The organism is Massilia sp. DJPM01 (genome assembly GCF_030348125.1).
In the GTDB taxonomy this organism is placed as follows: Bacteria; Pseudomonadota; Gammaproteobacteria; order Burkholderiales; family Burkholderiaceae_D; genus Telluria_A; species Telluria_A frigida.
The window spans coordinates 1-14,736 of the sequence record NZ_JAQOZV010000060.1 but is presented as its reverse complement, the minus strand read 5'-3'; the positions used below and the strand labels follow the sequence as shown (position 1 = coordinate 14,736).

Annotated in this window: 14 protein-coding genes; 5 read left to right on the top strand and 9 right to left on the bottom strand. The window is 63.9% G+C overall.

Features of this window, described 5'->3' with window-relative positions; all coding sequences use genetic code 11:
• Nucleotides 1–7: 7 nt before the first annotated feature.
• The 9 genes from PO883_RS28175 to PO883_RS28135 form a co-directional block, all read right to left on the bottom strand.
• Nucleotides 8–2,701, bottom strand: coding sequence for a DUF6493 family protein (locus PO883_RS28175; protein WP_289312710.1), 2,694 nt, complete (start codon nt 2,699–2,701; stop codon nt 8–10).
• A complete protein-coding gene (locus tag PO883_RS35235; protein WP_289312709.1) occupies nt 2,698–4,074 on the bottom strand; it encodes an SWIM zinc finger family protein in 1,377 nt (458 codons plus the stop codon). Before PO883_RS35235 ends, PO883_RS28175 begins: the two co-directional genes overlap by 4 nt.
• The gene (locus PO883_RS28165; RefSeq protein ID WP_289312708.1) at nt 4,053–4,724 is read right to left on the bottom strand and encodes a hypothetical protein; all 672 of its coding nucleotides are present in this window, start codon (nt 4,722–4,724) and stop codon (nt 4,053–4,055) included. The genes PO883_RS35235 and PO883_RS28165 overlap by 22 nt, the downstream gene beginning before the upstream one ends.
• A 5-nt stretch (nt 4,725–4,729) precedes the next feature.
• Complete coding sequence (locus PO883_RS28160) at nt 4,730–6,274, bottom strand: 2-isopropylmalate synthase (RefSeq protein WP_289312707.1); 1,545 nt, start codon at nt 6,272–6,274, stop codon at nt 4,730–4,732.
• A 60-nt stretch (nt 6,275–6,334) separates the two neighbouring features.
• Nucleotides 6,335–7,201: a CDP-diacylglycerol--serine O-phosphatidyltransferase gene (pssA, locus tag PO883_RS28155; protein ID WP_289312706.1), complete on the bottom strand. Its 867-nt coding sequence runs from the start codon at nt 7,199–7,201 to the stop codon at nt 6,335–6,337.
• Between the two features lie 113 nt (nt 7,202–7,314).
• The gene (locus PO883_RS28150; protein WP_289312705.1) at nt 7,315–8,064 is read right to left on the bottom strand and encodes an SIMPL domain-containing protein; all 750 of its coding nucleotides are present in this window, start codon (nt 8,062–8,064) and stop codon (nt 7,315–7,317) included.
• Between the two features lie 227 nt (nt 8,065–8,291).
• Nucleotides 8,292–9,308, bottom strand: a complete 1,017-nt coding sequence (gene ilvC / locus PO883_RS28145; RefSeq protein ID WP_054263690.1) for a ketol-acid reductoisomerase — start codon at nt 9,306–9,308, stop codon at nt 8,292–8,294.
• A gap of 47 nt (nt 9,309–9,355) precedes the next feature.
• Nucleotides 9,356–9,847: an acetolactate synthase small subunit gene (gene ilvN / locus PO883_RS28140; protein WP_054263691.1), complete on the bottom strand. Its 492-nt coding sequence runs from the start codon at nt 9,845–9,847 to the stop codon at nt 9,356–9,358.
• The gene (locus PO883_RS28135; protein WP_289312704.1) at nt 9,847–11,574 is read right to left on the bottom strand and encodes an acetolactate synthase 3 catalytic subunit; all 1,728 of its coding nucleotides are present in this window, start codon (nt 11,572–11,574) and stop codon (nt 9,847–9,849) included. The genes ilvN and PO883_RS28135 overlap by 1 nt, the downstream gene beginning before the upstream one ends.
• Nucleotides 11,575–12,085: 511 nt before the next feature.
• Between PO883_RS28135 and PO883_RS28130 the strand changes: the two genes are divergently transcribed.
• The 5 genes from PO883_RS28130 to PO883_RS28110 are packed head-to-tail and all read left to right on the top strand — an operon-like array spanning nt 12,086 to nt 14,713.
• Complete coding sequence (locus PO883_RS28130; protein WP_099876475.1) at nt 12,086–12,655, top strand: RNA polymerase sigma factor; 570 nt, start codon at nt 12,086–12,088, stop codon at nt 12,653–12,655.
• Entirely contained in the window at nt 12,652–13,044 is a 393-nt protein-coding gene (locus PO883_RS28125) for a DUF3619 family protein (protein WP_289312703.1), read from the top strand. The genes PO883_RS28130 and PO883_RS28125 overlap by 4 nt, the downstream gene beginning before the upstream one ends.
• A 2-nt stretch (nt 13,045–13,046) precedes the next feature.
• Nucleotides 13,047–13,877, top strand: coding sequence for a DUF3106 domain-containing protein (locus tag PO883_RS28120; protein WP_289312702.1), 831 nt, complete (start codon nt 13,047–13,049; stop codon nt 13,875–13,877).
• Entirely contained in the window at nt 13,867–14,406 is a 540-nt protein-coding gene (locus PO883_RS28115) for an RDD family protein (RefSeq protein WP_167085148.1), read from the top strand. Before PO883_RS28120 ends, PO883_RS28115 begins: the two co-directional genes overlap by 11 nt.
• Nucleotides 14,407–14,422: 16 nt before the next feature.
• Nucleotides 14,423–14,713 (top strand): hypothetical protein, encoded by a 291-nt coding sequence (locus PO883_RS28110; RefSeq protein WP_289312701.1) that lies wholly within the window; start codon nt 14,423–14,425, stop codon nt 14,711–14,713.
• The last annotated feature ends 23 nt before the right edge of the window (nt 14,714–14,736 follow it).

Sequence of the window (14,736 nt, the reverse complement as noted above, 5' to 3'; positions counted from 1 at the left end):
GCGCGCCTCAGTCCAGGTGCGCCAGCAGTGCCTTCTGCGCGGCCTTGCCCTTGCCGCTCAGCGTGAGCGCGGCGACCGTGGCGCGCATGTGCGGCGCCAGCGCCACACCGTGGCCGAGCGACAGTTCCAGCAGCAGTTCGAGCAGCGCGCCGGCATCCTTGGGCGCCGCAGCGTTCCCGAAATCGAGCACGCCGCACAGCAGCGCGCACACCGCGCCCGGCATGGCCGGATCGGCGCGCGCCACGCTGGCAAGGCTGGCGGCGTAGCGCGCGGCCCTGGCATGCTGCGACACCAGCATCGCGCGGATCTCGCCGGCCAGGAGAATCGGATCGAGACGCCCTTCCAGCACCACGGCGACAAACACATCGACCGCCAGCGCGCACTGGCCGGGCTCCTTGGCGCCCAGCGCGCAGGCCAGCATGGCCGCCGCCAGCGGCGTCGCCGGCGTGGCCGGGTCGAGCAGCAGCGACAGGTAAGCCTTGTGCTGCCAGCGCGTTTCCCACCAGTCGAGATTATCGCCAATCTGCACCAAACCATTGGCGAAGAAAGCATCCAGGTTCGACGGCAGGATCGACGCACCGTAAAACAGTTCGCCTTCGCCTCCTTGCCAGAAGTACGGCTGATGGCGGCGCATGGCGATGAACGGGGCGTCGCCATGCGCCGGCGCGGGCGTCACCACCATGATGATGTGGCGATAGGTCCCGCCTGCAAACACCTCATCCTCGACCGACCATGCGTAGCGCGCGGCGCGGGCGCCGTCCGGCCCCGCCTCCGCGCCGCTGGCCGCGAGCAGCGTATCGTCCTGGCCAGGATGGCGGATGCGGGCAGCGGCGGCGAACAATGCCGCGTTCGCGCCGACGGCAAGGTCGTCGCCGAGCGCGTAGCGCAGCGCCTGCACATACTCGTTTGGCGCCAGCGCACGCGCGGCGGCGCGGGCATCGGGCCAGTCGCCGCTGGCCAGGCGCAGCAGCGAGCGCACCTGTTCGTCCTGCGAGGACTGCGCCCCGGCTTGCAGATGCGCGGCCATGCGCGCCACCAGCGCATCGGGCGCTATGAAACCGCCCCGGTGGGTCGGTGTGCACAGCGCCTGCACGCCAGGATGGCGCGCGGCGAACACGATCAAATCGTCGATGCGGCGCGATAGCTCGGCCGATGGCGAGTCGCCCACGGGGCCGGCCAGCGCTGACGGCGTGCCGGCAGCGGCCAGCAGGACGCGCGCCAGCGAGGCGGCGAGCGGACTATTATGGCGCCGCAGCGAATCGAGCAGCTTGCGCGCGCGCTTGAGCACCGGCTGCAGCCGCTCGCGCGCCTCGGCGTTCAGCGGCAGCAGGCGCACCGCGCCATCGAGCGCACGCTCGAACTGGTTCGCGTCATCCTCGTTTTCGAGCACGCAGGCGATGGTTTGCACCACCTCGTCCAGGTCCGCCAGCGGCGCCAGCACACGGCTGGCGTCGAGCGGGGACGGCATGGCGCGCGCAGCCGGCAGCGCGGACATCACTGGTGCCGCAGCGTCCACGCCGAGCAGCGCCGCCAACGCGGCGCGATTGGCGGCCGACACGTGCGGCAAGGCGTCGCAGAGCGCGGCGCGCGTGTCGCCGGTAAAGCCCCACGCCGCCAGCCGCGCGATCACCTTCTTGTGGATATCGGGTGATTCATGCGCCAGCGCCAGTTGCGCCAGCGCGGCGGCGGCATGCGCGCCTGCCGGGTGCTGCTTGACCACGGCGTCGAGCAGCTTGAGGGCGCCGTCAAGCTGCCCCTTGACCGCCGACGACAGCACCGGTTCGAGCCCGCCGAGTACGTCGGCGGCGCTGGCGTGGCCGCTCTTGAACAGGTCGGAGAGAGCCGACAGGGCCAGGGTCACGGTCGGCGCGATGCGGCTCTGGCACAGGCCCACGTAGCGCGCGGCAATCGGCGCCATCTCGGCCGGCGTTGGCGCGAGCACCGTGTGAAAGCGCGAGAACCAGCCGGCCCGGAACTGGGGCCAATCCTTTTCCAGCGTGCCGACGGTGGCGGCGATCAGCCGCGCGCGCGTGACGCCGTCGCGGCGCGCCATTTCGAGCAGTGCGTGGGTCCAGGTATTGTCCGGCCGGTGATTGTATTTTTCGATGGCCGACATGTTGGTCTCGCCCGTGCCTTCGACCTCGAATATGCGCCACAGCGGGCCGTCCAGCAAGCCCGGATCGGCCTCCAGCATGGCCAGCGGCGGCGTGGCGGATGGCCGGAAGCTGCGTGGCGCGTATATCAGCCCGATCGTGTAATTCTCGTGATCGGGCCGGTCAGACAGGCCGGCCACCACCAGTCTTTGCACCGAATGAATCCAGCTCGGGTCCTTGCGGATCAGGCCATCGGCAAGGACCCGTACCGACGCCGGTTCGATCAGATCGAGGTAAGGAAACAGCGCGTCGTCCCACAGCCAGTGCTCGACCTGGTCGGACGCGTTCCCACACAAGAACAGGGCCGCGCTGACGCACCGTTCCTGCTCCAGCTTGGGCCGCCCGCCCCACCAGTGCAGGAGCGCGGGATCGTTGTCCACGTAGACCTTGGCGAGTGCGCGTTCGAGCTCCAGCAGGGCGGCGCGCAGGCTGGCGCGCTGGGGCCACGTCAGCGCGCGCGCGGCGGCGGCCACGGCGTCCATGTCGCCCGCGCGGATGGCCGCTTCGACCGGATTGGCGGGGACGAACAGGTCATCGGCTTGTGTCATGGAGCTCCTTGCGGCGACATCGATTGAATGGCTTCGGCGGCCAGCACATGCTTGCATGGTCCGCGCGCCCCCTGGTGCTTGCCGAACCAAGGGCAGGTGCACAGCAGTTCGCCGTCGACCTCGCGCACGCGGTGCAGCACGCCGGCGCCCTGCACGGACGCTTCCATCGGCGCCCTGCGCACCAGGCGCACCGCGCCGGTGTCGATCAGCGCGCGTGCACCGGCCAGGCGCGGGTGCATGTCGTCGGCCAGCGCCAGGTCGAACGGCAGCACGCGGTGAAAGTAGCTGCCCTCGGCCACGTCGTAACCGGCCAGGCCCGATACGCCGAGTACCCGCAGCGCGTCGTCCACCTGCGACTTGTCGAGCCCGAGTTCGTGCGCCAGGGCGACACAGTCAAGCTGCGCCTGCCATTGCAGTTGCGCGCGCACGCGCGCCAGCGCCACATTGTCGCCGGCCTGCATCAGCGCGCGCAGGGCCTGGCCTTCGCCGGAAAAGCCGCGCCAGACTTCGGCACTCAAGGCGAGCGTCAGGCGCATGCTGCCGAAGTCGAGCACCCAGGCGCTGGCCTGCTGGGCATCGTCGGCATACACCGCGAGCGAGAGCGCCTTGGGCAGCAGTGGTTCGAGCACGCGCAGGCGGCTGGTATCGGCGATGCGCACGCCGAGCGGCTCGGCGCGCGTGGTGGTGCGCAGGCCGCCGGCGCCGGCCACCACCCACAGCGGCGTCTTGCTGGTCGACGCACGGGGCAGCGAGCGAAAAAAGCGCAGCGCTTCGATGCCGCGCGCTTCGAGTTTCTTGCGCATCGACGCCTGGTAGGACTGCACTTCGAGCATGCCGCGCAGCCAGCGCAGCGGCAGAGCGACTTTTTTCTCGACGATGTCGGCGCTGCCCGAGCGCAGGCGCAGCGCGTCCTGGCCGATCGACAGGCCGAGTCCATCGGCGTCGCGCACGCCGGCCAGCGCGGCGCGCATGGGGGCGTTGAAGTCGACGTTGGTCGTCCCTTTGCCGACCACATCGCCCTCGTAGGCGCCAGGCAGCATGTCGACCCGGATGTAGGCGCTGCAGCAGGATGAAAAGCCCTCGAAGCGCAGCCGTCCGCCGCCCGACGTGACCACCGGGTCGGCCAGCGCGACAATGCGCGCAAGCGTATTGGCTGGCACGAAAAAGCGCGAACCGACGATCAGGTGGACAGCGCTCAGGAGTTCTGCCGACAGGCGCGGCGCCCTCAGGCTGCCCTCGAAAAAATGCGGATGCGCGCCTTGCAGGTCGGAGGTGGCCAGTTGCAGGCGCGGCTGCGCGCTTGGACCGACTGCGGACGGCGCCAGGTATCGGTAGGCGTGCGCGTGCGAGGTCACGACGCCGGTTTGTAGCACATGGTCCAGGGCAGCTTGGTCAGGGACTGGCCTTCGATCCTGGTCCAGCCGGCGCCTGCGCCAAAGCTGGCCCAGATCTTGTCGGGTCCGGCGTACGCCATGCTGCCATCCTCGCCGAGGAAAAAGGGATAGGCGTCCTTGCTCCCGGCCGTGTCCAGGTCGACCAGCTTCTCGACCATGCCGCCGTTCGAGCGGTACAAGGCGCTTGGGCGCACCGGCCCCGCCTGCGCTTCGTCGCCGCCGATGAAGTACAAGATGTGGCGCTGCCCGCCCACCAGCACTGCGTTGAAGGGCGCGGCACTGTCGGCGTAGTGCAGCGCGAAGGGCAGCCACGGCGCGGCCGCATCGTCCTTGCGCACCAGGTGGCGGCGCTGGCCGGTGCTGCGGGTGGCGTATTGCACGCCGTCGCCGCTGGCGTGCACGAACGATTCCTGCGCGCCGCCGGCATCGGCACGAACGCGCTTGCCAACCACGTCTTTCCAGGTCTTTCCACGGTCAAGGCTGCGCACCGTGCCGAAGCTCGCGCCCACCAGTATCTCGCCGGCAGCGCTGGTGCGGGCCCAGTGGATTTTCTGGAAGGTGCAGGAACTGGCATGCGCACCGCTGGCGGCGGCGCACAAACCAGCAAAGAAAAGTGCGGTCAGACGCATGCCTGCTACTGCTGCGGGTTGACGCGCTCGACCTTCGAGTGCAGCTTGTTCAGCCCTGACAGATACGCCTTGGCCGAAGCGACGATGATGTCCGGATCGGAGCCAACGCCGTTCACAATCCGCCCCGCGCGCGACAGGCGCATCGTGACCTCGCCCTGCGACTGGGTGCCGTTGCTGATCGCGTTGATCGAAAACAGCACCAGTTCGGCGCCGCTGGCCGCTTCCTTCTCGATCGCGTTGACGGTGGCGTCGACCGGGCCATCGCCCTCGCCTTCGCACGCAAACTCCTTGCCGCCGATCGCGAACACCACCTTGGCGGTCGGGATTTCGCCGGTTTCGGAGCGCTGCGCAAGCGACACGAAGCGGTAATGTTCGTCTTCCTGCGCGTGTTCCTCGTCCGAGACCAGCGCCATGATGTCTTCATCGAAGATCTCGGACTTGCGGTCGGCCAGTTCCTTGAAGCGGGCAAAGGCGGCATTGACTTCGGCTTCGGATTCGAGTTCGATGCCCAGTTCGCGCAGGCGTTCCTTGAAGGCGTTGCGGCCCGACAGTTTGCCCAGCACGATCTTGTTGGCGGCCCAGCCCACGTCTTCGGCGCGCATGATCTCGTAGGTTTCGCGCGCTTTCAGAATGCCGTCCTGGTGGATGCCGGAGGCGTGCGCAAACGCGTTGGCGCCCACCACGGCCTTATTCGGTTGCACGGCGAAACCGGTGATCTGCGACACCATTTTCGAGGCCGCCACGATCTGGGTGGTGTCGATGCCCAGTTCCAGGCCGAAGTGGTCGCTGCGGGTGCGCAGCGCCATCACGACTTCTTCCAGCGCAGTGTTGCCGGCGCGTTCGCCCAGGCCGTTGATGGTGCATTCGATCTGGCGCGCGCCGCCGATCATCACCCCGGCCAGCGAGTTGGCGACCGCCAGCCCAAGGTCGTTGTGGCAGTGGACCGACCAGATGGCCTTGTCGGAGTTGGGGATGCGTTCGCGCAGGCGGCGGATGGTGGCGCCGAACACTTCGGGCACCGCATAGCCGACCGTGTCGGGGAAGTTGATGGTGGTGGCGCCTTCGGCGATCACCGCTTCGAGCACGCGGCACAGGAAGTCTTCGTCGGAGCGGCTGCCGTCTTCGGGCGAGAACTCGATGTCGTCGGTGTACTGGCGCGCGCAGCGGATGGCGATTTTCGCCTGTTCGAGCACCTGCTCCGGCTCCATGCGCAGCTTCATCTGCATGTGCAGCGGTGAAGTGGCGATGAAGGTGTGGATGCGTTTGCGTTCGGCCGGCGCCAGCGCTTCGGCGGCGCGCGCGATGTCGCGGTCGTTGGCGCGCGAGAGCGAGCAGATGGTCGATTCGCGCACGGCGCTGGCGATGGCGCGGATGGCTTCGAAGTCGCCCGGCGAGGCGGCCGCGAAGCCGGCTTCGATGACGTCGACGCGCATGCGCTCGAGCTGACGCGCAATGCGGACCTTTTCATCCTTGGTCATCGAGGCGCCGGGCGATTGCTCGCCGTCGCGCAGGGTGGTGTCAAAAATGATCAGGCGATTCGAATTCGTCATGGCGGCTCCATTGGGCTAGTGTAAGGGCGTGCGCCGGCCGCCATCGAATCGCATCGATGGTCAGCGGCGTTCGCTCGGGTCGACAGGTTCATCGTCGGTCTGCACGATGCTCACGGGCTTGCCTTTGGCAAGGCGCCACGCGTACACGGCATAGCCGGACAAACCATAAATAACAAACAGTGGCATCAGCACTTTTGGCGGGTCGATCGAGACCAGCGCCAGCGCCAGCGCGATCAGGAACACCACGATGAACGGTACCGATTTGCGGAAGTTGACGTCCTTGAAGCTGTAGAACGGGACGTTGGTGACCATGGTCAGGCCGGCGAACAGCGCGATGCCCCACGAGATCCAGGGCAGCTCGGCGCCGGAAAATCCCAGGTCGGTCATCATCAGCACGAAGCCGGCCACCATGGCGGCGGCGGCCGGGCTGGGCAAGCCCTGGAAGAAGCGCTTGTCGACCACGTCGATATTGGTGTTGAAGCGCGCCAGGCGCAAGGCGGCGCCGGCGCAATAGACGAAGGCGGCCAGCCAGCCGAATTTGCCGAGGCCGCGCAGCGACCATTCGTAGATCACCAGCGCCGGCGCGGCGCCGAAGGAGACCATGTCGGCCAGGCTGTCGTACTGGGCGCCGAATTCGGATTGGGTGTTGGTCAGGCGGGCGATGCGCCCGTCCAGGCCATCGAGGATCATGGCGATGAAAATGGCCCAGCCGGCGTGCTCGAAACGCTGGTTCATGGCCATGACGATGGCGTAAAAGCCGCAGAACAGGGCGGCGGTGGTGAAGGCATTCGGTAACAGGTAGATTCCACGGCGCCGCATCGGGTTGCCGTCGGCATCGACGCGGCGGCCAATCTTGCTGAAGCGGGACAGCTTGCCACCCTTCGCTTTCGGGACTGAGGGCTTTCTGCGGCGTGGGAATGTGGCCATATGTTTCCGTTTCAAGTAATTGGATCGCTTCGTGCGGCCGCGTCCGAAAGTGGACGCGGCGGGTTTGCCACTTATTATAGTGGGAGCACCGTCAACTTAGCGACCAGATACTTTTACCTGAACTTCACCTTTCCAACAAGACGCATTTGCAGCGTGGTTTCGCCAGGCTCGAAGCTCGGTTCGGCCACTTCGACCGATTCCGCCTTGGCGGCGCGCATGAACTGCGGCGCAGCATCTTGCTGGCCTGCATAGTTGCCGGAACCTTCAAAGTCCACCGTATCGACCACCGCTTCGGCCAGGGTACGGCCCATGGCGCTGGCGATCGCGGCGACGCGTTCATTCAGGTTCTTGTAGGTGGCAATGAGGCGCTGGGCGTCGAGCTTGCGGGTGGTGTCGGGCGAGAGGCCGAAATTGAGGCCGTTCAGGGCCAGGATCTTTTGCACGGCGGCCGTCATCCTGGGCAGATGGGCCAGGTTGGTGGTTTTCACTTCCAGATACTGGCCGACGCGCCAGCCGGTCGGCACGAGCGGACGAGGCTGCGGTTGGCCATCCGGACGCGGCGCCACTTCCGGATAGATCGGGTAAGTGTAGTAGCCGACCGTTTTGAGGATCGCTTTCGGATCTTCGCGGCGCACGATCTCTGTGCCCTGCTTCATCTTCTGGTTCACGCGCGAAGCGGCGGCGGCCTTGTCCTTGTCCTGCTCTTCGATAAAGAAGGTGGCGACGACCTGGTCGTTCGGATGGGTGACTTCACCGTAGGCGGGAACAATCACCATCGCGCCGGCGGTCGCAAGCTGCGTTTGGGCGTGCGCTTGGGTGGCGAGGGTCAGGGCGGCGATTAATGCAATTTTTTTGAGGGACATGATTTTCTCCAGGTGAATGACAAGCACATGAGGCATTTCTACCTCATCAGCTTGGTTAACCCGGACGATACCCGGAATCGGACGGACCACGTACCGTTGTAATCAAAATTTGCAAATTTGAGAAGGTTGATTACATCTATTCATTCGTCGTTCCCGCGCAGGGCCAGGCGCGGGAACGACGGTCTAAAGTGTAACGGTACGATCCACGTGTACCGTTACGCCAACAATTAGTTCTTTGACTGATCCACCAGCTTGTTCTTGGCGATCCACGGCATCATCGCGCGCAGCTTGGCGCCGACTTCTTCGATCGGGTGCTCGGACGTCAAACGGCGGCGCGAGATCAGGGTCGGTGCGCCTGCCTTGTTTTCCAGGATGAAGCTCTTGGCGTATTCGCCGGTCTGGATGTCTTTCAGGCACTGGCGCATCGCATCCTTGGTGGCCGAGGTCACCACTTTCGGACCCGTCACGTATTCGCCGTACTCGGCATTGTTCGAGATCGAGTAGTTCATGTTGGCAATGCCGCCTTCGTAGATCAGGTCGACAATCAGCTTGAGCTCATGCAGGCACTCGAAGTACGCCATTTCCGGCGCGTAGCCCGCTTCGGTCAGGGTCTCGAAGCCAGCCTTGATCAGCTCGACCGCGCCGCCGCACAGAACCGCTTGCTCGCCGAACAGATCGGTCTCGGTTTCTTCACGGAAGTTGGTTTCGATGATGCCGGCACGGCCGCCGCCGTTGGCCATGGCGTACGACAGGGCGATATCGCGCGCCGAGCCGGACTTGTCCTGGTAGACAGCGATCAGGTGCGGCACGCCGCCACCGGCTGCGTAGGTACCGCGCACGGTGTGGCCCGGGGCTTTCGGCGCGATCATGATCACGTCGAGGTCGGCGCGTGGCACGACCTGGCCGTAATGCACGTTGAAGCCGTGCGCGAAGGCCAGTACGGCGCCCTGCTTGGCGTGCGGCGCCACATTCTCGGTGTAGACCTGGGCGATGTTCTCGTCCGGCAGCAAGATCATGATGATGTCGGCCGCCTTGATCGCGTCGTTGACTTCCGCCACTTTCAGGCCAGCCTGCTCGACCTTGGTCCAGGACGCGCCGCCCTTGCGCAGGCCGACGGTGACGTTGACGCCCGAATCGTTCAGGTTTTGTGCGTGCGCATGGCCTTGCGAACCGTAGCCGATGATGGCAACGTTCTTGCCTTTAACGAGGGAGAGGTCGCAATCTTTGTCGTAAAAAACGTTCATGTTATTTCCTGTAATTTTTAATGTAAGGGCGTGCTCGTGGGCACGGATTAAACTTTGAGAATGCGTTCGCCGCGGCCGATACCCGATCCACCGGTACGTACCGTTTCGAGGATGGAGGCGCGGTCGATGGAATCGATGAACGCGTCGAGCTTGCCTTTGTTGCCGGTCAGCTCGATCGTGTAGGTCTTTTCCGTGACGTCGATGATGCGGCCGCGGAAGATATCCGCCGTGCGCTTCATCTCTTCGCGTTCCTTGCCGACCGCGCGCACCTTGATCAGCATGAGCTCGCGCTCGATATGCGCGCCCTCGGTCAGGTCGACCACCTTGACCACCTCGATCAGGCGGTTCAGGTGCTTGGTGATCTGTTCGATCACATCGTCCGAGCCGCTGGTGACGATGGTCATGCGCGACAGGGTGGCGTCTTCGGTCGGCGCCACGGTCAGGGTTTCAATGTTGTAGCCGCGGGCCGAGAACAGCCCGACCACGCGCGAGAGCGCACCGGCTTCGTTTTCGAGCAGGACAGAAATAATATGGCGCATTACAAGTCCTCCGAGCCGAGCAGCATTTCGGACAAGCCCTTGCCGGCCTTGACCATCGGCCAGACATTTTCGGACTGGTCAGTGATGAAGTTCATGAACACGAGGCGGTCTTTCATGCCGAAGGCTTCTTTCAGTGCACCGTCGACGTCGCCCGGCTTGTCGATCTTCATGCCGACGTGGCCGAACGATTCGGCCAGCATCGAGAAGTCCGGCAGCGAATCCATATAGGACTCGGAGTAGCGCGAACCGTAATCGATCTGTTGCCACTGGCGCACCATGCCGAGGAAGCGGTTATTCAGCAAAATGATTTTCGGCGTCAGGTGATATTGCTTGCAGGTAGCCAGTTCCTGGATGCACATCTGGATCGAACCTTCGCCGGTGATGCAGGCGACCGTGGCGTCGGGATTGGCCATCTGCACGCCCATGGCGTACGGCAAGCCCACACCCATCGTGCCCAGGCCGCCGGAATTGATCCAGCGGCGCGGCTTGTCGAACGGGTAGTACTGGGCTGCCCACATCTGGTGCTGGCCGACGTCGGAGGTAATGAAGGCGTCGCCCTTGGTGATTTCCCACACCTTTTGCACCACCGATTGCGGCTTGATGACCAGGTCGGAATCGGCGAATTTCAGGCAGTCGCGCCCGCGCCATTCGCCGATCTGCTTCCACCAGTCTTTCAGCGGGGCGGCATTGACCTTGGCGTCGGCGGCGTCGAGCTGCGCCAGGAATTCGATCAGCACGTCCTTGACGTTGCCGACGATGGGAATATCGACCTTGACGCGCTTGGAAATCGACGATGGATCGATGTCCACGTGGATGATCTTGCGCGGATTGGAAGCGAAGTGTTTCGGGTTGCCGATCACGCGGTCGTCGAAGCGGGCGCCGATGGCGATCAGGACGTCGCAGTGCTGCATCGCCATGTTCGCTTCGTAGGTGCCATGCATGCCGGGCATGCCGACGAAGTTGTCGCTCGACGCGCGGTAGCCGCCCAGGCCCATCAGGGTGTTGGTGACCGGGAAGCCGAGTTTGTCGACCAGCTTGTTCAGCTCGGGCGAGGCATTGGCCAGGATCACGCCGCCGCCGGTGTAGATCATCGGACGTTCAGCCTGCAGCAGCAATTGCACGGCCTTGCGGATCTGGCCCGAATGGCCCTTGTCGATCGGCTTGTACGAGCGCATCTCGATATCCTTCGGATAGTCGTAGACGCATTTGTGCATGCTGATGTCTTTGGGGATATCGACCAGGACCGGACCGGGACGGCCGGTGCGCGCAATGAAGAACGCTTTCTTGATCGTGGCGGCCAGGTCTTTCACATCCTTCACGAGGAAGTTGTGCTTGACGCAGGGACGCGTGATGCCGACGGTATCGCATTCCTGGAAGGCATCCTGGCCAATCGCGGTGCTGGGCACCTGGCCGGAAATGACGACCATCGGAATCGAATCCATGTACGCCGTCGCCAGGCCGGTGACGGCATTGGTGACGCCCGGACCGGAGGTGACCAGGGCCACGCCGACGGTGTTCGAGCTGCGCGAATAGGCATCTGCCGCATGCACGGCGGCCTGCTCATGGCGTACCAGGACGTGTTGGAATTTGTCTTGCTTGAAGATGGCGTCGTAGATATACAGTACGGCACCGCCTGGATAACCGAAAACGTGTTTAACGCCTTCTTCCGCCAGACAACGGACAAGTATTTCGGACCCCGTGATGGTGGCCGATGATTCGTTGTTCATGATACATTCCTTTCAAGACCCATTGGGAGGTGATCGGATGCTCTTTCCTAACGAGATACACGTGTCGCGACAGTGCTCAGGCTTCCCTTCTTTCTGCGGTCACGTCGATCTTTCACGTACCCATAGATACGTTACGAACCGGCGCTAAACGCAACTCGTTTGGCGTGAGTTTCTGTAGCGATTACTGCGAACCTCTCGCGCTTGTGGCGCGGGTTAGAGCAAACTGCCTACATATGAAAGCGCGTCACGTCGATGTTGGCCTTGTGTGGCGTTTTCGACTTGACCATACAGCTTCGGGGTTGCAAAGCGTCATATACCTTACTGCGTTGCACCATTGCGGTCAAGTTAAATCGGCCCGGCACGGCTGCTTTCGTGGCATTCCGCAGGGCAATCACAGTAAATACCATGCAAAAAGGCCCATTCTTTGCTAGCATGCGTCAGTTTTCTCCAATGCCCACAGGCTATGTACCTGTGGTGCTTCAAGGTTCCGTCACATCCCACCCCTGTTCGCATGGCCACAGACAAAGAGTTATCCGATTTTCTTGAGAATGTCGAGCGGCGCGCTTTCAAGCAAGCCGTGTACGCCGTCCGCAAGGATGAAGCGGCGCTGGATATCGTGCAGGACGCGATGATCAAGCTCGCCGAAAAATACGGAGACAAGCCGGCCGCCGAGCTGCCGATGCTGTTCCAGCGCATTCTCCAAAACACCATCCTCGATTACTTCCGGCGTGAAAAGGTGCGTAATACCTGGGTCAGCCTCTTCTCGGGCATGGGTAAACGCGAGGGAGAAGACGAAGAATTTGATATACTGGAATCGCTGGAGGCGGAACAAGGTTCGGCCTCGGCGGAATCGAGCGCCGACCAGGTCGAGCGCCAGCAGACACTCAGTCTGATCGATGCCGAAGTACAAAAACTGCCAGCGCGTCAACGGGAAGCCTTCCTCATGCGTTACTGGCAGGACATGGACGTGGCTGAAACAGCCGAAGCGATGGGGTGTTCGGAGGGAAGCGTCAAAACGCACTGCTCGCGAGCCACCCATACCCTCGCTGAATCGCTGAAAGCCAAGGGAATAAAATTATGAACACCGACGATCTGAACTTTGCGTACAAGGTACGCCATGCCCTGAACGAGCACCTCGACGACCTGCCGGCGTCGACCGGCGAGCGCCTGGCCGCCGCGCGCGCCGCCGCGATGGCGCGCAAGAAGCCGCACGCGCCCGTCAAGGCCGCGCAAACCCAGCTGGCCGGCAATATCGGCGCCCTGTTTTCGTTTTCCTCGCTCGGCCGCATGGGCGTGGCGCTTCCCCTGATGGCGCTGGTGGCGGGCCTGGCCGGCGTGTATCAGTACGAAGAGCAGCAGCGCATCGCTGAAATCGCCGAGCTGGACGCGGCGGTCCTGTCCGACGAGTTGCCGCTGACGGCGTATCTGGACCAGGGTTTCAACGCCTACCTCGCGCAGCGCGGCCAATAAGGATGACGCGCGCGATTCCATCGTCGACGTCCCTGGCGCTCGCCCTTGCCTTGTTGGCAACAGCCGGCGCGGCGGGCATCGCCGCAGCCCAGACCGGCGCGCCGCCACCCGCAGGCCCGCCCTTGCAAGCGCCGGCAGTCGTTCCGGGGCAGATTGCAGCGCCCGTCACCGCCCCCATTTCCAAGCCCGCACCGACACTGACGCCGGTCGTCAAGCCGGCGCCAGCCATGGCCGCGCCCGTGGCGATCAAGCCGGCGCCGATGGGCGACAAACTCCTGTGGAAAGACCTGTCGCGTCCGCAGCAGGTCGCGCTCGACCCGCTCAAGGCCGAATGGGACCACATGGAAACGGTGCGCAAGCAAAAGTGGCTCGATATCGCCAACCGCTATTCCTCAATGAAACCTGATGAGCAGTTGCGGGTGCAGGAACGCATGCGCGACTGGGTCAAGCTCACACCCGAAGAGCGGCGCCTGGCGCGCGAAAACTATACCCTGAGCAAAAAGATCGACAAGAGCAAGAAGTCGGTCGAATGGGAGAAATACCAGCAGTTGCCCGAAGAAGAAAAGAAAAAGCTGGCACTTGACGCCGCCGTCGCCAAAAAGCAGGTCACCAACCTGCCGCCGACCACGCAGACCAAGCCGCTGGCACCGACCAAGCCGCCGACCGCCTGTCCGCCCGGCACGATCCGCAATGCCCCGGCTGCCGTGCCGCGCTGCATCGTCAGCCCGTCCGCAGGCGCGCCGCTGGCCGTGCCGGCCACGCCGGCGGCGCTTACCACTCCACCCATGACACCGCCGGGCATTCCGGCCGCTCCCGTATCCAATGCAAAATAGCAAGACCCTGGTTGCCACGCCTACCCTGAAACGTCGTTTGATCTGCCTGGTGTACGAGCTGTTCCTGCTGACCGCCGTTGTCATGTTCGGCCTGCTCATCTTCCTGCTGGTGACCCAGAAAATGAGCCACAGCGTTATCGAGCATGGCCGCACGGTCGTGCTGTTCCTGGTTCCAGGCGCCTATTTCATCTATTCGTGGACCGGTAGCGGGCATACGCTGGCCATGAAAACCTGGCGCATCAAGCTGGTCAAGGTCGGGCACGCCAGCGTGCCGCTCAAGGCTGCTGTCTTGCGTTACCTGCTGGCCTGGGGCTGGGTGTTGCCGGCCCTGGTGATTTGCTGGCGTTTTCATCTGACCAGCAAGACCGAGGTGGCGAGCGCGCTGGCGATCAACGTCGTGGCGTGGGCGATGACCGCGTTTATCTACGAGGACCGGCAATTCCTGCACGACAGGCTGGCCGGCACCCGGCTTATTTCCTTGCCCAAGCCGGTCAAGGCCGGCAAGGCAGCCAAGCCGGCAGAGGCCTGAGCACGGAGCGCAGCGGATGAGCGACGCCGCATGTCCCCTGTGCGGCCGCCCGCTCGGCAAGGCCCACGTCGACCGCCATCACCTGATTCCCAAGACCTGCAAGGGACGCGAGCAGTTCGATATTCACAAGATCTGCCACCAGAAAATCCATTCGACCTTCACCGAACATGAATTGTTCAAATCCTTCCATACCTGGGAGGCTTTGCGGCAGCATGAGGATATTCGCGCGTTTATCGCCTGGGTCGCCAAAAAGGATCCCGCTTATTTCTCGCGCAATGTGCGCTCGAACAGCAAAAGCAAGCGATAAACCGCGCGTATTGAGTAATCCAT

Excerpts from the sequence above, each read along its gene's own strand:
- PO883_RS28175 (WP_289312710.1), bottom strand. The coding sequence starts at position 2,701 with ATGACACAAGCCGATGACCTGTTCGTCCCCGCCAATCCGGTCGAAGCG.
- PO883_RS28165 (WP_289312708.1), bottom strand. The coding sequence starts at position 4,724 with ATGCGTCTGACCGCACTTTTCTTTGCTGGTTTGTGCGCCGCCGCCAGC.
- PO883_RS28160 (WP_289312707.1), bottom strand. The coding sequence starts at position 6,274 with ATGACGAATTCGAATCGCCTGATCATTTTTGACACCACCCTGCGCGAC.
- pssA (WP_289312706.1), bottom strand. The coding sequence starts at position 7,201 with ATGGCCACATTCCCACGCCGCAGAAAGCCCTCAGTCCCGAAAGCGAAG.
- PO883_RS28150 (WP_289312705.1), bottom strand. The coding sequence starts at position 8,064 with ATGTCCCTCAAAAAAATTGCATTAATCGCCGCCCTGACCCTCGCCACC.
- ilvC (WP_054263690.1), bottom strand. The coding sequence starts at position 9,308 with ATGAACGTTTTTTACGACAAAGATTGCGACCTCTCCCTCGTTAAAGGC.
- ilvN (WP_054263691.1), bottom strand. The coding sequence starts at position 9,847 with ATGCGCCATATTATTTCTGTCCTGCTCGAAAACGAAGCCGGTGCGCTC.
- PO883_RS28135 (WP_289312704.1), bottom strand. The coding sequence starts at position 11,574 with ATGAACAACGAATCATCGGCCACCATCACGGGGTCCGAAATACTTGTC.
- PO883_RS28130 (WP_099876475.1), top strand. The coding sequence starts at position 12,086 with ATGGCCACAGACAAAGAGTTATCCGATTTTCTTGAGAATGTCGAGCGG.
- PO883_RS28125 (WP_289312703.1), top strand. The coding sequence starts at position 12,652 with ATGAACACCGACGATCTGAACTTTGCGTACAAGGTACGCCATGCCCTG.
- PO883_RS28120 (WP_289312702.1), top strand. The coding sequence starts at position 13,047 with ATGACGCGCGCGATTCCATCGTCGACGTCCCTGGCGCTCGCCCTTGCC.
- PO883_RS28115 (WP_167085148.1), top strand. The coding sequence starts at position 13,867 with ATGCAAAATAGCAAGACCCTGGTTGCCACGCCTACCCTGAAACGTCGT.
- PO883_RS28110 (WP_289312701.1), top strand. The coding sequence starts at position 14,423 with ATGAGCGACGCCGCATGTCCCCTGTGCGGCCGCCCGCTCGGCAAGGCC.